Genomic DNA, 18,761 nt, shown 5'->3' on the forward strand with positions numbered 1-18,761 from the left:
CGACGACGTGCCCCGGACATATTGGCGCGCCGGCCCCGGCTTGCCGATCTTGCGTCACTTGGCTATGCCCGCCCGGAACGACGGAGCGAGGACAGATGGCGCGACAGCCCACCGTGAAGGAAGACCGCGACAAATCCCGCCGCATCGGCGCGCTGCGGGAGCTGTGGCCGTTCCTGCGGCCCTATCGGGGACTGCTCCTTGCCGCCATCGGGGCGCTGGTGCTGACCGCGACGGTCTCGCTGACCCTGCCGCTGGCCGTCCGGCGGGTGGTCGACGGGTTCGAGACCTCGGCCTCCGAACTGCTGGACAGCTACTTCGTCGCGGCGCTGGCCATTGCGCTGTTGCTCGCGCTGGGGACGGGCCTGCGCTATTACCTCGTGACGCGGCTGGGCGAGCGGGTGGTGGCGGACATCCGCAAATCGGTGTTCGACCGCATGATCGGCATGTCGCCGGCCTTCTACGAACGGATCATGACCGGCGAGGTCCTGAGCCGGATCACCACCGACACTACGCTGATCCTGTCGGTGATCGGCTCGTCCGTCTCGGTGGCGCTGCGCAACCTGCTGATACTGATCGGCGGCCTCGTCCTGCTGCTTCTGACCTCGGCCAAGCTCACCGGGCTGGTTCTGCTGATCGTGCCGGTGGTGATCGTGCCGATCATCGTGCTGGGCCGGCGCCTGCGCAAGCTCTCGCGCGAGAACCAGGACTGGATCGCCGCCTCTTCCGGCAGCGCCTCGGAGACGCTCTTGTCGGCGCAGACGGTGCAGGCCTTCACCAACGAACCGGCGGCGCGGCGCAGCTTCGCGGATGTGACGGAGCGGTCGTTCCTCTCCGCCAAGCAGCGGATCGGCACCCGCGCGCTGATGACCGTGATCGTCATTGCGCTGATCTTCTCGGGCGTGGTCGGCGTGCTTTGGGTGGGCGCGCGCGACGTGCGAGCCGACCTGATGACGGTGGGCGAGCTGGTGCAGTTCGTGATCTACGCCGTGATGGTGGCCGGCGCGACCGGGGCCCTGTCCGAGATCTGGGGCGAGCTGCAGCGCGCCGCCGGCGCCACGGAACGCCTTGTCGAATTGCTGGGCGCGAAAGACAGCGTGACCGACCCGGAGCACCCCGTCCCGCTGGTCGAGCCCTGCCAGGGCGCCATCGCCTTCGACAACGTGACGTTCCACTATCCGACCCGGCCCGACACCCAGGCGCTGGAGGGCGTGTCGCTGACGATCGCGCCGGGCGAGAGCGTGGCGCTCGTCGGCCCGTCGGGGGCCGGGAAATCCACGGTGATCCAGCTTCTCCTGCGCTTCTACGACCCGCAATCGGGCACCGTGCGCATCGACGGCCAGGCGCTGACCGGGATGACCCGCGCCGATTTCCGCCGCGCCATCGCGCTGGTGCCGCAGGATCCGGTGATCTTCGCCGACACGGCGCGCGAGAACATCCGCTTCGGCCGGCCCGACGCCACCGACGACGAGGTGGAGGCCGCCGCCCGCGCCGCCGCCGCCGACGAGTTCCTGTCGAAGCTGCCCGACGGCTACGACAGTTATGTCGGCGAGCGCGGCGTGATGCTCTCGGGCGGCCAGAAACAGCGCATCGCCATCGCCCGCGCGATCCTGCGCGACGCGCCGATCCTGCTTCTGGACGAGGCGACCTCGGCGCTGGACGCCGAAAGCGAGCGGCTGGTACAGGCGGCGGTGGACGAGCTGAGCCGCGGCCGCACCACGCTGATCGTCGCCCACCGGCTGGCCACGGTGAAAAAGGCCGACCGTATCCTGGTGTTCGACGAGGGCCGGATCGTGGCCGAGGGCACCCATTCCGACCTGGTGTCGCAGGACGGGCTCTATGCCCGGCTGGCGCGGCTGCAGTTCACCGAAGGGTTGGCGGCGGAGTAGCGGCGCCGACCATGGGTTGAGCGGGCCGCCGGACGGACCGGGGGGCCGGGCGCGCCGTCGCGCGAAGCTCGCCAAACGCACGCGCGCGCCGCCGTTTTCCTTGCGTCCGGGCGCGGTTAGACGCATCCTTCCCGAAAAAGGAGGACAGGCCGGTTAACGGCCGTAGGGAGGCGATACCCCATGGCGACCTATGCGAGCGCCGCGGACCGCGACGCGATCCAGAACGAAATGAACTGGGAGGAGCGCGACGTCCCGGCGACGCTCTACCAGCTTCTGGACCGCACCGCGCGCCGCTTTCCGACCGGCGACGCTTTCACCTTCCAGTTCTTCTCCGACCCCAAGGCCGATGCCGAAACGCTGACCTGGCAGGAGATGCAGGCGGCGATCACCCGCGCGGCCAACCTGTTCCGGTCGCTGGGCGTCGGCGCCGAGGACAGCGTCGCGCTTCTGATGCCGAACTGCACCGAGGCGTTCGTCGCGCTCTACGGCGCGCAGGTCGCGGGGATCGCGGCGCCGATCAACCCGCTTCTCGACGCCGAGCAGATCGCCGGCATCCTGCGCGAGACCGATGCCAAGGTGCTGGTGACGCTCCGCGCCTTCCCGAAGACCGACGTGGCGCAGAAGGCGGCCGAGGCGCTGCGGCTGGCGCCGAATGTCGAGACGGTGCTGGAGGTCGATCTCCTGCGCTACCTGAGCTTTCCGAAGAGCTGGATCGTGCCGCTGATCCGGCCGAAGGTTCACCCGCGCCACACCGCCCGAATCCTGCGCTACGGCGACGAGATCGCCCGGCAGAGCGACACGCTCGATTTCGAGGACAGCCCGGGCGACCGCGTCTCCGCCTATTTCCATACCGGGGGCACCACCGGGATGCCCAAGGTCGCCCAGCACCTCTATTCCGGCTTCGTCTATAACGGCTGGATCGCGGAGCGGCTGTTGTTCACCGACGACGACACGCTGATCTGTCCCTTGCCCCTGTTCCACGTCTTTGCCGCGGTCGTCGTCGGCGGGGCGGTGATGTCGTCGGGGGCGCATGTCGTCTGCCCGACGCCGCAGGGCTACCGGGGCGAGGGGGTGTTCGACAATTTCTGGAAGCTGATCGAGCGCTGGAAGGTCACCTTCGTCATCACGGTCCCCACCGCCATCTCGGCGTTGATGCAGCGCAAGGTGGATGCCGACCTGTCCTCGCTGAAGATCGCTTTCTCGGGCTCGGCGCCCCTACCGGTCGAGCTGTTCCACCGCTTCAGCAAGGCCACCGACGTCACCATCGTCGAGGGCTACGGGCTGACCGAGGCGACCTGCCTCGTGGCGGTTAACCCGCCCGACGGCGAGAAGCGGATCGGCTCGGTCGGGCTGCCGTTCCCGCACACGGATGTGCGTATCCTCGATTGCGACGACGACGGCACCATCGTTTCGGAAAAGGGCGTCGACGAGGTGGGCGAGATCTGCGTCGACAATCCCGGGGTCTATGTGGGCCATACCTACATGGACCCGGCCAAGAACCGCGGCCTCTATGCCGACGGCAAATGGCTGCGCACGGGCGATCTGGGCCGGCTCGATCCCGACGGGTATCTCTGGATCACCGGCCGCGCCAAGGACCTGATCATCCGCGGCGGCCACAACATCGACCCCGCCGAGATCGAGGACGCGCTGCACGGGCACGAGGCCGTCGCCTTCGCCGGCGCCATCGGCCAGCCCGACAGCTTCGCGGGCGAGCTGCCCTGCGCCTATGTCGAGCTGGTCGAGGGCGCCGAGGTCACCGAACAGGAGCTTCTGGACTGGGCGTCGAAGCGCATCCACGAACGCGCCGCGCGGCCGAAATACCTGGAGATCCTGCCGGAACTGCCGAAGACGGCGGTCGGCAAGGTGTACAAGCCCGACCTGCGCAAGCGCGCGATCAAGCGCGTCTATAACGCGGCGCTGGCCGAGAAGGGGCTGGCTGCCGAGGTGGTCGAGGTGGTCGAGGACCGGCGGCGGGGCCTTGTGGCCAAGCTTCGGGCGACGGGCGAGGTGGACGAAGAGGCGGTCGTCCACTGCCTGGGCGAGTACGCCCGTCCCTGGGATTGGGCGAAGGCGTCGTAGCACGCGAAGGCTTGCGGATTCTGCCGGCACCTCTACGCTCCGCCCATGGACCTGACCGCCCGCCTGACCGCCGAGATCGACGCCCGCCGCGACGACCTGATCGCGCTCACCCGCGACCTGATCCGCATTCCCACGCTGAACCCGCCCGGCAAGTGCTATCGCGACATCTGCGAGTTCCTGGACGCGCGGCTCTCCGCCTCGGGCTTCACCACCGAGCTTCTGCGCGCCACCGGCACGCCCGGCGACAGCGATCGCTACCCCCGCTGGAACATCGTAGCCCGGCGCGCAGGCGCGGCGCCCGGCGACTGCGTGCATTTCAACTCGCATACCGACGTCGTCGCGGTGGGCGAGGGCTGGACGGTCGATCCGTTCGGCGGCGAGATTCAGCAGGGCCGCATCTACGGCCGCGGCGCCTGCGACATGAAGGGCGGGCTGGCCACCTCGATCGTCGCCGCCGAGGCGTTCCTGGCCGTCTGCCCGGACTTCGGCGGCGCCATCGAGATCTCCGGCACCGCCGACGAGGAGACCGGCGGCTACGGCGGCGTCGCCTGGTTGTCCGAAAAGGGATACTTTTCGCCGGAGAAGGTGCAGCACGTCATCATCCCCGAGCCGCTGAACAAGGACCGGATCTGCCTTGGCCACCGCGGCGTCTGGTGGGCCGAGATCGAGACCCACGGCCGCATCGCCCACGGCTCGATGCCGTTCCTGGGCGACAGCGCGATCCGCCACATGGGCGCGGTGCTGGAAGAGATCGAGCGCTATCTCTACCCGCTCTTGGCGTCGAAGCGCACCGAGATGCCGGTGGTGCCGGAAGGCGCGCGGCAATCCACCATGAACATCAACTCGATCCATGGCGGCGCGCCGGAGCCCGAGGCCGATTTCACCGGCTTCCCCGCCGCCTGCGTCGCCGACCGCTGCCGCATCGTGATCGACCGTCGCTTCCTGATCGAGGAGGACCTCGCCGAGGTGAAGGCCGAGATCGCCGGGATGCTGGAGCGCATCCGCGCCGAGCGGCCGGGATTCACCTACGAGATCCGCGACCTGTGGGACGTGACGCCCACGATGACCGAGCGCGAGGCCCCCGTCGTGACCACCGTCGCCGGCGCCATCGAGACCGTGCTGGCGCGGCAGGCCGACTACGTCGTCTCTCCGGGCACCTACGACCAGAAGCATATCGACCGGATCGGCCGGCTGAAGAACTGCATCGCCTACGGCCCCGGCATCCTCGACCTCGCGCACCAGCCCGACGAATGGGTCGGCGTCGACGACATGGTCGACAGCGCCAAGGTGATGGCGCTGACCCTGGCCGAGCTGCTCGCCACCTGAGCCGCAAGCCGCTTCGCAGCGGCTGTCTGGTCGTTCCGCCTCCCCGTTCTAGATGTCGGGCGAACCGCAAACGCGAGGACGCCCATGACCCACAAGCTCACGCTTCAGGCCATCGAGCCCGTGACGCACAACGTCAACCATCTGGTCTTCGACCGCCCCGCCGGCTACGAGTTCGCCCCCGGCCAGGCCACCGACTTCGCGCTGGACAGGGACGGCTGGCGCGAGGAACAGCGCCCCTTCACCTTCTGCAACCTGCCCGGTTCCGACACGCTGGAATTCGTGATCAAGTCCTACCCGTCCCATGACGGCGTCACCGAGCAGATCGCGAAACTGCAGCCCGGCGACACCGTGCTGATCGAGGATGCCTGGGGCGCCATCGAGGACAAGGGCCCCGGCACCTTCATCGCCGGCGGCGCCGGCATCACGCCGTTCATCGCCATCCTGCGCGCCCGCCTCGACCGGGAGGGGACGCTCGACGGCTCGCAGCTGATCTTTTCGAACACCGAAGCGCGCGACATCATACTGCGCGAGGAATGGGAGCGGATGCCGGGGCTGGACACGACCTTCACCCTGACGGGCGAGGACGCGCCCGGCCTGCCGCATGCCAGGATCGACGCCGGGTTTCTGGACCGCACGGTCAAGGACTGGTCGGGCATGTTCTATGTCTGCGGCCCGGACAAGATGGTCGAGGACATCGCCGGCCTCCTGCGCGACAAGGACGTGCCCGCCGCACGGATCGTGAGCGAGGAGGCCCGAGGCGGGCCGCGTCCGGGAGTGCTGGTCAAGCGGGCAGGGAACGACTAGCCTTTGCCCACAAGACCAACAGGGGGATCCCGATGTTCGCACGACTCACGACCACCGCGGCCGTTCTGGCGCTGAGCGCCGGCGCCGCTTTCGCCCAGCAGACCGACATCACCATCGGCATGCAGCTGGAGCCGCCCAACCTCGACCCCACCGGCGGCGCGGCGGCGGCGATCGACGAGGTGGTCTATGCCAACGTCTTCGAGGGGCTCACCCGCTACAATGCCGACGGCTCGATCTCGCCCGCGCTGGCCGAAACCTGGGACGTCTCCGAGGACGGGCTGACCTATACCTTCCACCTGCGCGACGGGGTGACGTTCCACGACGGCACCACGATGGACGCCGAGGACGTGAAGTTCTCGCTCGACCGCGCCCGCGCCGAGGATTCGACGAACGCGCAAAAGGCGCTCTTCGCCGGGATCGACACGGTCGAGGTGGTCGACCCGCTGACCGTCGAGGTCACGCTTTCGGCGCCGAACTCGGCCTTCCCGACCAACATGGCCTGGGGCGACGCGGTGATCGTGGCGCCCGAAACCGCCGCCGACGCCGCCACCAACCCCGTCGGCACCGGCCCGTTCATGTTCGACGAATGGGTCAAGGGCGACCGGGTGGAGCTCGTGGCCTATTCCGACTACTGGGGCGAGGCGCCGGCGCTCGACAGCGCGACCTTCAAGTTCATCTCCGACCCCACGGCGGCCTTCGCCGCGATGATGGCCGGCGACATCGACGCCTTCCCGGTCTATCCCGCCCCCGAGACGCTGGCGCAGTTCGAGGCCGACCCGCGCTTCGAGGTGATCGTCGGCTCCACCGAGGGCGAGACGATCCTGGCGATGAACAACGCCGACGAGGTGCTGTCGGACGTGCGTGTCCGCGAGGCCATCGCCCACGCCATCGACCGGCAGGAGATCATCGACGGCGCCATGTTCGGCTATGGCACGCCCATCGGCACCCATTTCGCGCCGCACTACCCCTTCTACGTGGACCTGACCGACCAGTCCGACCACGACCCGGAAGAAGCGCGCGCGCTGCTGGACGAAGCGGGCCACGGCGACGGCCTGACCCTGTCGCTGAAGCTGCCGCCGCCGACCTATGCCCGCCGCGGCGGCGAGATCATCGCGGCGCAACTGCGCGAGGTCGGGATCGACACCGAGATCGAGAACCTCGAATGGGCGCAATGGCTGGAACAGGTGTTCCGCGGCAAGGATTTCGACCTGACCATCGTCAGCCATACCGAGCCGATGGACATCAACATCTACGCCCGGCCGGATTACTATTTCCAGTACGACAACCCGGAGTTCCAGGCGCTGATGGACGAGATCGCGCTGGCCACCGACGAGGAAGAGCGCGCGGCGCTCTTCGAGCAGGCGCAGCGCATGATCGCCGATGACTACGTCAACGGCTTCCTGTTCCAGCTGGCCCGCACCGGCGTCGCGAACGCCAATATCGAGGGGCTGTGGGAGAACGCGCCCACCCAGGCCAACGACCTGACCGGCGTGCGCTGGACTCAGTAGCCGCCCCCTCCCTGACCCTCCCCCTGCCAGGGGGAGGGGACCGCGGCGCGTCGGGACGGCCGGCGCGGTCGCCCCTTTCCCGAAGCCCGCACCTCGCCTAACGTCGCCCCTATGCTGCGCTTCTTTCTCTCGCGCCTCCTGTCGCTCGTGCTCAGCCTCGCCGTCGCGAGCCTGGTGATCTTCACGGTGATCGAGGTGATCCCCGGCGACCCGGCGGCCTTCATGCTGGGCCTCAACGCCGAGCCCGAGGCGGTCGCGGCGCTGCGGGCCGAGCTGGGGCTGCAGGGCGGCTATATCGACCGCTACCTCGGCTGGATCGGCGGGCTTCTGGCGGGGGATTTCGGCACGTCCTACACCTATCGCGTGCCAGTGGCCGAACTGGTGGCGGCGCGGCTCTGGGTGTCGCTGCCGCTGACGCTCTACGCGCTGGCGCTGTCGACGCTGATCGCGATCCCCGTCGGCGTGGTGGCCGCGGCCCGGCGCGGCGGGGCGGCGGATTACGGCATCATGGGCGCCACCCAGCTCGGCATCGCGGTGCCGAACTTCTGGTTCGCCATGCTCCTGGTGCTGGTCTTCGCGATCAAGCTCGCCTGGTTTCCCTCGGGCGGCTTCCCGGGCTGGGACCAGGGGCTCTGGCCCAACCTCAAGGCGCTGACGCTGCCGGCCATCGCGCTCGCGCTGCCGCAGGCGTCGATCCTCGCGCGTGTCATGCGCTCGTCTCTGCTCGAGACACTCGGCCAGGACTATATCCGCACCGCGCGTGCCAAGGGCCTGTCGCGGCAGGCGGCGGTGCTGAAACACGCGCTGCGCAACGCGCTGATCCCGGTGATGACGATCCTCGGGCTGCAGTTCTCCTTCCTGCTGGCCGGCGCGATCATCATCGAGAACGTGTTCTTCCTGCCCGGCCTCGGCCGGCTGATCTTCCAGGGCATCACCCAGCGCGACCTGATCGTCGTGGAATCGGTGGTGATGCTTCTGGTCTTCGCGGTGATCCTCGTCACCTTCCTCGTCGATCTCGCCTATGCGGCCGTCGACCCCCGGCTGAGGCGCGCGCGATGAAGCTGCCCGGCCAGCTCTACGTGGGCGCCGCTCTGTCGGTCGTGTTCATCGCCGCCGCGCTCCTGTCGCTCGGCTGGGTGCCCTACTCGGTCGAGGGGATGAACATCGCCGAGCGGATGCAGGGCCCGTCCGCGGCCTACTGGCTCGGCACCGACCAGTTCGGCCGCGACATGCTGTCGATGCTGATGGTGGGTGCGCGCACCTCGATCGCCGTGGCCATCGTCGCGGTCGGCATCGGCATGGCGGTGGGCGTGCCGCTGGGCCTTCTGGCGGCGGCGAACCGCGGCGGCCTGGTGGACGAGATCGTCATGCGCGGCAACGACCTGGTCTTCGCCTTCCCGTCGCTCGTGATCGCCATCCTGATCACCGCCGTCTTCGGCCCCTCGGCGCTGAACGCGATCCTCGCCATCGGCATCTTCAACATCCCCGTCTTCGCCCGCGTCACCCGCGGCGGCGCCCTGTCGCTCTGGACGCTCGACTATGTCCTGGCCGCCCGCGTCTCGGGCAAGGGCAAGATCCGCATCTCTGCCGAGCATATCCTGCCCAACATCGCCAACCTGCTGATCGTGCAGGGCACCATCCAGTTCTCGCTCGGTATCCTCGCCGAGGCCGGCCTGTCCTATGTCGGGCTCGGCGCGCAGCCGCCCACGCCCTCCTGGGGCCGGATGCTGGCGGAAAGCCAGACGCTGATCTCGCTCGCCCCGCATATCGCCATCTTCCCCGGCCTCGCCATCGTGTTGACGGTGCTCGGGCTGAACCTGATGGGCGACGGCCTGCGCGATCTGCTCGACCCCCGCCTGAGGCGCGTCGCATGAGGCTTCATCCTGGCGAAAATACGCCCGCCGGAGGCTTGAAGACTCCTGTCGCGCCATCGGTTTTCATGCCTCCGGCGGGCGTATTTGGAACGAGAAGAAGGACGGTTCCGTGCTGAGCGTCGAGGGCCTGTCGCTGTCGATCCGCGGCGCGCCGGTGCTGTCGGAGGTCTCCTTCGAGGTGCGGCCGGGCGAGGTGTTCGGGCTGGTCGGCGAGAGCGGCTCGGGCAAGTCGATGACGGCGCTGTCGGTGATGCGGCTGGAGCCGCGCGGCGCCGAGGTGACGGGCCGCGTCGTCTTCGAGGGGCGCGAATTGCTGCGCGAGCCGGAGCGGCGGATGAACGCGCTTCGGGGCCGCGAGGTCGGCATGATCTTTCAGGAGCCGATGACGGCGCTGAACCCGGTGCAGACCATCGGCGCCCAGGTGGCCGAGACGCTGCTGGTCCACGGCGCGACGGACCGGGCCGGGGCGCGCGCGGCGGCGGAGGCGCGGCTGGCGCGGGTCGGGTTGCCGCCGGAGCGCTGCCCGCTGTCGCGCTATCCGCACGAGCTGTCGGGCGGGCAGCGGCAGCGGGTCTGCATCGCGATGGCGGTGGCGCTGCGGCCGAAGCTGTTGATCGCGGACGAGCCGACGACGGCGCTGGACGTGACGACGCAGGCGCAGATCCTCGACCTGGTCCGCGGGCTGGTGGCCGAGGAGGGGATGTCGCTGATGCTGATCACCCACGACCTCGCCGTGGTATCGGGCATGGCCGACCGGGTCGCGGTGATGAAGGACGGCCGCATCGTCGAGCAGGATGCGACCGAGCGGCTGTTCCGGGGGCGGAGCCATCCCTATACGGAGAAGCTCTTCTCGGACAGCGCCCATGTGCCCGACCGCGAGCCGCATATCCGGCGGGCGCCGGTGCTGGAGGTGGTGGGGCTCGTCCGGGAATATCCGGGGCCGCGGAAGGGGCTCATCGCGCGGCACGCGGCGGTGCGGGCGGTGGACGGGGTGGACCTGACGGTGCATGCGGGCGAGAGCGTGGGGCTCGTGGGCGAGTCGGGCTGCGGAAAGTCGACGCTGACCCGGGCGATCCTGGGGCTGGAGGGGCTGCAGGGCGGCGCCGTCCGGCTGGAAGGGGCGCCGGTGGTGGCGCCGCATGTGGGCCCCGAGGTGCGGCGGCGGATGCAGGTCGTCTTTCAGGATCCCTACGGCTCGTTCAACCCGCGGCACCGGGTCGACCGGCTGGTGGCGGAGCCGTTCCACCTGGAGCCGGTGCCGGAGGCGGAGCGGCGGGACCGCGTGGCCGAGGCGCTGGAGGCGGTGGGGCTGAAGGCGGGCGACGGGGCGCGGTTTATCCACGAGTTTTCCGGCGGGCAGCGGCAGCGGATCGCCATCGCGCGGGCCATCGTGATCCGGCCGTCGCTGGTGATCCTCGACGAGGCGGTCTCGGCGCTGGACGTGTCGATCCGGGCGCGGATCCTGGACCTGCTGGCGGCGCTGCAGGGGCGGTTCCGGCTGAGCTATCTGTTCATCAGCCACGATCTGTCGGTGGTGCGGGCGATCACCGACCGGGTGCTGGTGATGAAGGCCGGCCGAATCGTGGAGGAGGGGGCGACGGCGGCCGTGTTCGACGGGCCCGAGCATCCCTACACGAAGGAGCTGATCGCGGCCGTGCCGCGGGTGCCCGAGGGGTGGGTCGCCTGAGTGTCCGAGGTTGGACGGGGGATCAAGTGTCTGGGATCGTTGATGATAGCGGTAACTGTCCAGGGTCGGACGCGGACCATGATACCGGATCGGCCGGGCGCGGGTTCCACATGCCCGGGGGCGCGCGGCCGGCGCTCGCAGCCTGGCAAATCCGAATACGGTGGCCCGCGTCCGGAGCGTGCCTCCGGGGCGCGTCTGGGTCCGCTTCTGTCGGCTCACAGAGAGAAAGGTATATACATAAGATATAGTCGTGTTATACCGCCTCCCCATGGCCGGACCGGGTCCGGTGACAACCATGGAGGTGGCACTATGTCGAAGAAGAGCAAGATCAAGGATCTCAAGCGCGAAGTGAAATCCCGCAAGGGCAAGATCGCGCGCCAGGAGGCCAAGCTGAAGAAGGCGAAAAAGGCCCTGAAGAAAGCCGCCTGACCCGTCCCACTCACGGAAGCCGGGGCGGGCCTGCGGCCCGTCCCGAAAACGAGGAGGAGCCCCCAATGACCAAACTGACGGACGTTCCGGGCGTCGGGCAGTCGCTCGCCCGCGCGCTGCAAGACGCGGGGATCGAGGATGCCGAGGCGATGGCCAAGGCTGGCGAGGCCGGGCTGATGGCCGTGCCGGGCATCGGGCGCGCCCGCGCCACGACCCTGGCCGCCGCGGCGACCGCGACCATCGCCGGCGCGCAGCCCAGCGCCCCTGCGCGCAGCGCGACGCGCGGTCCGACCGCTCCGCCCCCGGCCGCGGCGGTCCCCGAAGGCGAGGATGCCGCAGACGGACCGGAATGGACGACGGAGGAACGCGCCTCGACCCTGACGGTCGTGCGCACGGCGCCGCGACCCGCGACGAAGCCCAAAGCCGCGGCCGTGGCCGCGGCCGGTGCGGACGAGATGACGCCCGCCCGGAGGGCCGCGGATGGCGCGGCCAAGGCGGCAAAGCAGGCGAAGGCGGAGCGGAAGGCGGCCGAGGCCGCGGCCGCGAAAGAGGCGAAGAAGGCCGCGAATGCCGCCGCCAAGGCCGCCCGAAAGGCGAAGAAGGCCGCGAAGGCCGAGGCGACGGCGGCGAAGAAGGCCAAGAAGGCCGCCAAGGCCCAGAGCCAGGCCAAGGCGCAGAAGAAGGCCGCCAAGGAGGCCAAGGCCGCCAAGGCGCGCAAGAAGGCCGCCGTCGAGCGGGCGGACAAGGCGGTGAAGACGGCCAAGGCGAAAAAGGTCAAGGCGAAGAAGGCAAAGAAGGCCGCATAGGGCGGCGGCTTCCCGTAAGGGCCGATTTGCGGTATCCTGCCGGGCAAAAGAGCCGACACCCGAGGCAGGCCAATGATCCGGACACTCGCCCTGGCAGGGGGCATCGCGGGCGCCGTGGCGCTGTCGCAGTTCCCCGAGTTTTCCCAGCAATACCTGCAGCGCCTGTCGGGCGCGGTCGACGAGTTGCGTGCCATCGTGCTCGACTTCGACGCGACGGCGGCGCGTGCCGGGATGACGCGCGAGGAGGCGCTGGCGGATCTGTCCGGCTCGGCCTTCCAGTCGGAGCTGCAGGCGACGCTGGCGGGGCGGATCACCCGCTACGAGGATCTTGCGGCGGATTACGCGGCGCTGCGCGAGGCCGAGCCGCTGCAGCGGCTGGCCCAGGTGCATCGCTTTGCCGATGCCGACCTGGCGCGGCGGACATGGGCCGATTTCCGTCCGGCGGTGCCGGTGACGGCGGACGGGATGCTGTTCGCCGGGATCGGCTTCGGGGCCGGGTGGCTCGGCGTGGCGCTGCTGCTGGGCCTGGCGGGGCGGGCGCTCCGGCGGCGGCGGGCGGTTTCGGCGTGAGCGTCGAGCCGGCGGGGGAGGCCGCGCCGGAGGGAGCGCGGGCACGGGGCTGAGGGCGCGGTGTCATCCCGCCGGGGCCGGCAAGCCACGCGATGCGGCGCCGTGCCGCCGGGACCGGCGCCTTCCCGGCCCGCACCGCCGCATCCGCTTGACGCGCCCGACCGTTGCGGTATGGCTCGCCTCCATGGCTCTGTTCTCCCGTTTCGAATGGATGATCGCGTGGCGCTACCTGCGGGCCCGGCGGGCCGAGGGCGGCGTCAGCGTCATGACCTGGATCAGCCTGATCGGCATCACGCTGGCCGTCTTCGCGCTGATCGCCACGCTGTCGGTGCGCGCGGGCTTCCGAGCGGAGTTCGTCGACACGATCCTGGGCGCCAACGCGCATTCCACCGTCTATTCCAGCGTCTACGTCACCGAGACCGGGCAGACCACCCGCGCCATCGAGGATTACGAGGCGCTGGCCGAGCGGATCGCGGAGATCCCTGGCGTCACCCGCGCCGCCCCCCTGGTCAAGGGGCAGGTGATGGCCAACCTGCGCGCCAACAACGCCGGCGTCGAGGTGTTCGGCATCCGGCTGGAGGATCTGAAGGGCCTGCCGCGCATCGCCGATCGCGAGACCTCCTCGGGCGACATCGACCGCTTTTCGGAAGGCATCGCCATTGGCTCCGGCGTGGCGCGCGAGCTGGCGGTGTCGGTGGGCGACACGATCAAGCTGATCTCGCCCAACGGGGTGCAGACGGCGTTCGGCACCTCGCCCCGGATCAACGCCTACGAGGTGGTCTATATCTTCAGCGCGGGGCGCTACGACATCGACCGGACGCGCGTCTACCTGCCTTTCGCCGAGGCGCAGAGCTTCTTCAACAAGGAGGGCGCGGCCGACGAGATCGAGGTGATGGTCGAGGAGCCCGAGGAGATCGAGCGCTATACGCCGGCGCTGCTGGACGCCGCGGGCGAGCGGGGGCTGATCTGGACCTGGCGGGATTCGGCGGGGTCGTTCCTGCGGGCGCTGGACGTGGAGGACAACGTGATGTTCATCATCCTGTCGATCCTGGTGCTGATCGCGGCGATGAACATCATCTCGGGGCTGATCATGCTGGTGAAGAACAAGGGGCGCGATATCGGGATCTTGCGCACCGTCGGGCTGACCGAGGGGTCGATCCTGCGGGTTTTCTTTCTGTGCGGGGCGTCGGTGGGGCTGATCGGCACGGCGGCGGGCGTCGTGCTGGGCTGTCTCTTCGCGATCTATATCGACCCGATCTTTTCCTTCGTGAACTACGTCATGGGCGGCGGGGTCTGGGATCCGTCGATCCGGGGGATCTACAACCTGCCGGCGAAGCTGGAGTTCTGGGACGTGATGTCGGCGGTGGTTTTGTCGCTGGGGCTGTCCTTCGTGGTTACGATCTTCCCGGCGCGGCGGGCGGCGCGGATGAACCCGGTGGAGGCGTTGCGCTATGAGTGAGGCGGCGCTGGCGCTTTCGGGGCTGGAGAAGGGCTATATGCGGGGGCAGCCCGGCGAGGTGATCGTGCTGAAGGGCGCCGAGCTGACGGTGCGGCCGGGCGAGGTCGTGGCGCTGGTGGCGCCGTCGGGGGCGGGGAAGTCGACGCTTCTGCACATCGCGGGGCTGCTGGACACGCCGGATGCGGGCGAGGTGCGGATCGGCGGCGACCCGATGGGCGGGCTGTCGGACCGGCGGCGCACGCGGGTCAGGCGGCAGAATGTCGGCTTCGTCTACCAGTTCCACCACCTGCTGCCGGAATTCACGGCGCTGGAGAACATCGTGCTGCCGCAGCTGGCGAACGGCGTGGGGCAGGCGGCGGCCGAGGCGCGGGCGCGCGACCTTCTGGGCCGTGTCGGCGTGGCGGAGCGGGCCGGTCACCGGCCGGCGGCCTTGTCGGGCGGCGAGCAGCAGCGGGTGGCCTTCTGCCGGGCGCTGGCGAACGCGCCACAGCTATTGTTGGCGGACGAGCCGACGGGGAACCTGGACCCGGCGACCTCGGACGTGGTGTTCGGCGCGATGATGGAGCTGGTGCAGGGCACCGGGCTGGCCGCGCTGATCGCGACGCACAACCTGGAGCTGGCCGCGCGCATGGACCGGACGGTGCATCTGGACGCGGGGCGCATCGTCTGATCCTGTTGATGTGCGGCGGCGCGGTATGCGCGAGCCGCGACGGTGACGGCAAAACGGAACGGGGAGACGGCGAATGCGACGGTGGATGATGGCGCTGGGCCTTGCGGTGGCGGGTCCGGCCGCGGCGCAGGAGGTGGATACGGGCGAGGCGCTGTTCCGCGCGCATTGCGCCGCCTGCCACGGGGTCGACGCCACCGGCAAGGGGCCGCTGGCCGCGATGCTGACGGTGCCGGTGGCGGACCTGACGGTGCTGGCGGCGCGGAACGGCGGGGAATTCCCGTTGCTCGACGTGATCCGCACCGTCGACGGACGCTCGATCCTCGCGGCGCATGGCGGGCCGATGCCGGTCTTCGGGCCGATGACCGGCGGCGGCAGCGCGGTGGTCGACGGGCCGGAGGGCACGGTGCTGGAAACCACGGGCGACATCGTGAAGATCGCGGAATACCTGGCGACGCTTCAGGCGGAGTAGGGCGCGGCGGCGGGTGCCGGGGCGGCAGGATTTTCTGGAAAATCCTGGCCGGGCAAAACCTTCCAGAAGGTTTTGCGCCGCACGATCTTCTGGAAGATCGTGTCGGCTCCGCCGCGAGAGCCGGCGTCGCGTCGGTGGTTACGCCAAGGAAGGTGCGTCGAAGGATCCACAGCAAAGAAAAATCGTCCCAACGCCTGACGATGCGTGTTACAGTGATGCCCAATAACAATACCGAGGCAGCAACCATAACGGCAGAAAGACCGGGAGGCGGAAGATGCGGGCAGTCTTCAGCATAGCGGCAATACTGGGCGGTGTCGGGCTGATCGCCTGCACCAGCGACGTCGAGACGGGGCGCGATTCGTATGTCGAGCTCTGCTCGGGCTGTCACGGCCCGGCCGGGCGCGGCAACGGGCCGGCGGCGGCCTCGCTGGAGGTGCCGCCCGCCGACCTGACGGCGATCGCGGCGCGGAACGGCGGCGTGTTCCCGAAGACCGAGATCATGGCCAAGATCGACGGCTACGCCAAGGGGCAGGAGCACCACGGCGCGATGCCGGCCTTCTGGCCGCTCCTGGAGGGGCGCACGGTGCTGGTGGAGACCGGCGACGGGATCGTGACTCCCACGCCCGAACCGTTGGTGGAACTCACCGCCTATCTTGAGAGCATCCAGCGCTGATCCCCGCCGGTCGGCGAAATGTCATCACCGGGTCACGGAACACGCCGTGCCCGCGCATCGTTTCCTTTCCAACAGCCGGCCGCGACGGCCGGCGGACGAGAGGAGACGCGAGATGAATTGGGAACAGATCAAAGGCAACTGGAACCAGGTGAAGGGTCAGGCCCGCGAGCAGTGGGGCGAGCTGACCGAGGACGACCTGCAGAAGGCCCGCGGCGAGCGCGAACAGCTGATCGGACTGGTGCAGGAGCGCTATGGCCTCGCCAAGGAAGAGGCCGAGCGGCAGGTCGACGAATTTCAGGCGGGGCTGTGAGCCATGGCTGATACTGACCGCACCCGCACCGACGCCACCGGGCAGCTGTTCGACGAGCTGGAGCGGGTCCATGCCGGGATGCTGGGCGTGGACGGCTCGGGCCGGCACATGCAGCCGATGACCCATTTCCTCGACCGGGACGCGCGCTGTTTGCGCTTCATCACCGCCTCCGACACCGATCTGGTGGCGGAGATCGGGCTGGGCGCGCAGGCGCAGTTCTGCGTCATTGGGAAGGATCACGACTTCTACGCCTGCCTGAAGGGGCCCGTCACTGTCAGCGAGGACCGCGAAAAGCTGGACGAGCTGTGGTCGAGCGTGGCCGAGGCGTGGTTCGAGGACGGCCGCGAGGACACCAAGGTGACGCTCCTGGAGATGCCGGTCGCCGAGGCGGCGGTCTGGTCCTCGACCGGCAGCACGCTGACCTTCGCCTGGGAGATCGCTAAGGCCAACGTGGCCGACGGCAAGACCCCGGATGTGGGCGAGCACAAGATCATCGACTTCCGGACCGCGGCGTGAGCCGGCCCGGATGCGACGACAGGGCCCGTCCCGGATATCGGGGCGGGCCTTTTTGCGCGGGGTCAAGGCGCGGCCGGGGCCTGGCGTGCTATGGGGCGCGGCAAGGAGGATGACGCGATGAAATGGCTATGGGCGCTGATGCTGGCCGCGTGGCCGGCGATGGGGCAGGACATGGGCAGCGGCGAGCGGAACTTCGACATCTACTGCTCGGGCTGTCACGGCGAGGATGCGACGGGCGACGGGGTCGTGGCGATGACGGTCGACACGCCGCCGCCGGACCTGACGCGGCTGGCGGAGCGGAACGGCGGGGTGTTTCCGCGGGCGAAGGTGGTCTATCAGATCGACGGGCGCGACCCGGTGCCGGCGCATGAGCGGGAGATGCCGGAATATGGCGACCTGCTGGAGGGGCCGACGCAGGCGATGAAGACGGCCGCCGGGCAGCCGATTCTGACCTCGGTGGCGATCGTCGAGCTGGTCGAGTGGCTGGAATCGGTGCAGCGCTAGCGAAGTGTCCGAGGTTGGACACTATGTCAAGCTATTGGAATCGTTGTAGATAGCGCTAACTGTCCAGGCTCGGACGCCTTAGTCGTCCGGGCCGGTGGCCGGGTTCACGTCATCCGATAGCCGGCGGCGCGTTTTTGGCTGACGGCGGGGGTCCGGGCAGGGTGAGGCTGCGCCCGTCGCGGCGCCCTGTCCCCCGACCCGATCCCTGAAAGGACCAAAGACATGAAAGCCAAGACCCTTCTGAGCCTCGCCCTGGGCCTCGCCCTTGCCGGGCCGGCCGCCGCCTATGACCTGAAGGTCATGAAGACCGATGTGGATACCTCGATCCTCGTCGGCCCGACGATCAAGAAGGTGGATGACGACATCCTCTACCCGATCCCGAAGAAGAAGATCCCGATCCCGCGCCCGGGATGCCTGTCCTGCCCGCCGATGCCGGTGGACCGGGGCGGGCTGGCGCTGCCTGCCGTGCAGTAAGCCGGCCTGCCGGTCCGACGGCCCCGGGATGCGCGGCATCCCGGGGTTTTTTCTGCGCTGTTATCGGATGACCGCGGCGCGTTTTTGAGTGACGCGGGGGCAGCGGCGAGGGTGGCGGTGCGTTCCGAACGGGACGCGGACCCCGAAACCCTGACCCAAAGGATATTGACCCATGAAAGTTCTTGTCTCCCTGACCGTCGCCGGCCTTCTGACCGCGGTTTCTGCGCAGGTCGCCGCCGCTTCGCCCACAGTCCTGCCGGGCGAGATGGACCCGCGCGGTCCGATCACCACGCTGCCCTTCCCGCCGCAGCCGCAGCCCTATCCGGTGCCGATCCCGACGCCGCGGCCGTTCCCCTGGCCCGGCCCGGTCTGCCTGTCCTGCCCGCCGTTCCCGGTGGATCAGGGGCCCGGGCAGGTGATCCTGCCGGCGGTGCAGCAGCCCGCCCTGCGTTGAGGTTGCGTGATGCAGGTGCCCCGGGGCGGTCGGCGCCCCGGGGTGTTTTGTTGGGTCGCTGGGGTGTCGCGTGTGGGGGTGGTGGGCAGATTGCCCACCCTACGGCGCGGCCGGTGGAGCGGTGTTCCGCGCGGAACAAGGCGAAGCCGCCGCGCGAGCGCCGACGCGCCCTGTCTATCGCGATTGTGCCATACTGGGTCCGGCGGCGATCCCGTGACCCGCCCCGGGACATGAACCCGTCGTGGGGTTTGGGACGCCGCCGG

The 18,761-nt window shown here is 69.4% G+C and carries 19 protein-coding genes; all 19 read left to right on the plus strand.

Features of this window, described 5'->3' with window-relative positions; translation table 11 throughout:
* Window positions 1-95: 95 nt before the first annotated feature.
* The 19 genes from P1J78_RS06205 to P1J78_RS06295 all read left to right on the plus strand — a co-directional run bounded on the left by P1J78_RS06205 (window position 96) and on the right by P1J78_RS06295 (window position 18,498).
* Window positions 96-1,886, plus strand: coding sequence for an ABC transporter transmembrane domain-containing protein (locus tag P1J78_RS06205; protein ID WP_275566460.1), 1,791 nt, complete (start codon window positions 96-98; stop codon window positions 1,884-1,886).
* A gap of 180 nt (window positions 1,887-2,066) precedes the next feature.
* Window positions 2,067-3,965, plus strand: coding sequence for an acyl-CoA synthetase (locus tag P1J78_RS06210; protein WP_275566461.1), 1,899 nt, complete (start codon window positions 2,067-2,069; stop codon window positions 3,963-3,965).
* A gap of 45 nt (window positions 3,966-4,010) precedes the next feature.
* Entirely contained in the window at window positions 4,011-5,291 is a 1,281-nt protein-coding gene (locus P1J78_RS06215; protein WP_275566462.1) for an acetylornithine deacetylase/succinyl-diaminopimelate desuccinylase family protein, read from the plus strand.
* 84 nt (window positions 5,292-5,375) lie between these two features.
* The gene (locus P1J78_RS06220; protein ID WP_275566463.1) at window positions 5,376-6,095 is read left to right on the plus strand and encodes a ferredoxin reductase domain-containing protein; all 720 of its coding nucleotides are present in this window, start codon (window positions 5,376-5,378) and stop codon (window positions 6,093-6,095) included.
* 32 nt (window positions 6,096-6,127) lie between these two features.
* Window positions 6,128-7,603, plus strand: a complete 1,476-nt coding sequence (locus tag P1J78_RS06225; protein ID WP_275566464.1) for an ABC transporter substrate-binding protein — start codon at window positions 6,128-6,130, stop codon at window positions 7,601-7,603.
* Between the two features lie 111 nt (window positions 7,604-7,714).
* Window positions 7,715-8,662 (plus strand): ABC transporter permease, encoded by a 948-nt coding sequence (locus tag P1J78_RS06230; RefSeq protein WP_275566465.1) that lies wholly within the window; start codon window positions 7,715-7,717, stop codon window positions 8,660-8,662.
* A complete protein-coding gene (locus P1J78_RS06235) occupies window positions 8,659-9,477 on the plus strand; it encodes an ABC transporter permease (RefSeq protein WP_374213193.1) in 819 nt (272 codons plus the stop codon). The genes P1J78_RS06230 and P1J78_RS06235 overlap by 4 nt, the downstream gene beginning before the upstream one ends.
* Window positions 9,478-9,586: 109 nt before the next feature.
* Window positions 9,587-11,164, plus strand: coding sequence for an ABC transporter ATP-binding protein (locus tag P1J78_RS06240; RefSeq protein WP_275566466.1), 1,578 nt, complete (start codon window positions 9,587-9,589; stop codon window positions 11,162-11,164).
* Between the two features lie 494 nt (window positions 11,165-11,658).
* Window positions 11,659-12,399, plus strand: a complete 741-nt coding sequence (locus P1J78_RS06245; RefSeq protein ID WP_275566467.1) for a helix-hairpin-helix domain-containing protein — start codon at window positions 11,659-11,661, stop codon at window positions 12,397-12,399.
* Between the two features lie 72 nt (window positions 12,400-12,471).
* A complete protein-coding gene (locus P1J78_RS06250; RefSeq protein ID WP_275566468.1) occupies window positions 12,472-12,969 on the plus strand; it encodes a DUF2937 family protein in 498 nt (165 codons plus the stop codon).
* 184 nt (window positions 12,970-13,153) lie between these two features.
* Window positions 13,154-14,428 carry a lipoprotein-releasing ABC transporter permease subunit gene (locus tag P1J78_RS06255; RefSeq protein WP_275566469.1) on the plus strand — a complete coding sequence of 425 codons (1,275 nt, stop codon included), beginning with the start codon at window positions 13,154-13,156 and terminating at the stop codon, window positions 14,426-14,428.
* On the plus strand, window positions 14,421-15,098 hold the full coding sequence (locus tag P1J78_RS06260) for an ABC transporter ATP-binding protein (RefSeq protein ID WP_275566470.1): 678 nt from the start codon (window positions 14,421-14,423) through the stop codon (window positions 15,096-15,098). The genes P1J78_RS06255 and P1J78_RS06260 overlap by 8 nt, the downstream gene beginning before the upstream one ends.
* A gap of 73 nt (window positions 15,099-15,171) precedes the next feature.
* Complete coding sequence (locus P1J78_RS06265; RefSeq protein ID WP_275566471.1) at window positions 15,172-15,567, plus strand: c-type cytochrome; 396 nt, start codon at window positions 15,172-15,174, stop codon at window positions 15,565-15,567.
* Between the two features lie 274 nt (window positions 15,568-15,841).
* Window positions 15,842-16,240, plus strand: a complete 399-nt coding sequence (locus P1J78_RS06270) for a c-type cytochrome (protein ID WP_275566472.1) — start codon at window positions 15,842-15,844, stop codon at window positions 16,238-16,240.
* A 112-nt stretch (window positions 16,241-16,352) separates the two neighbouring features.
* The gene (locus tag P1J78_RS06275) at window positions 16,353-16,550 is read left to right on the plus strand and encodes a CsbD family protein (protein ID WP_275566473.1); all 198 of its coding nucleotides are present in this window, start codon (window positions 16,353-16,355) and stop codon (window positions 16,548-16,550) included.
* Between the two features lie 3 nt (window positions 16,551-16,553).
* Window positions 16,554-17,066 carry a pyridoxamine 5'-phosphate oxidase family protein gene (locus P1J78_RS06280; protein WP_275566474.1) on the plus strand — a complete coding sequence of 171 codons (513 nt, stop codon included), beginning with the start codon at window positions 16,554-16,556 and terminating at the stop codon, window positions 17,064-17,066.
* Between the two features lie 117 nt (window positions 17,067-17,183).
* A complete protein-coding gene (locus P1J78_RS06285; protein WP_275566475.1) occupies window positions 17,184-17,570 on the plus strand; it encodes a c-type cytochrome in 387 nt (128 codons plus the stop codon).
* A 222-nt stretch (window positions 17,571-17,792) separates the two neighbouring features.
* Entirely contained in the window at window positions 17,793-18,044 is a 252-nt protein-coding gene (locus tag P1J78_RS06290; protein ID WP_275566476.1) for a hypothetical protein, read from the plus strand.
* Between the two features lie 172 nt (window positions 18,045-18,216).
* Window positions 18,217-18,498: a hypothetical protein gene (locus P1J78_RS06295; RefSeq protein ID WP_275566477.1), complete on the plus strand. Its 282-nt coding sequence runs from the start codon at window positions 18,217-18,219 to the stop codon at window positions 18,496-18,498.
* Window positions 18,499-18,761 lie beyond the last annotated feature (263 nt).

This window comes from Psychromarinibacter sediminicola, from assembly GCF_029168335.1.
GTDB lineage: Bacteria > Pseudomonadota > Alphaproteobacteria > Rhodobacterales > Rhodobacteraceae > Psychromarinibacter > Psychromarinibacter sediminicola.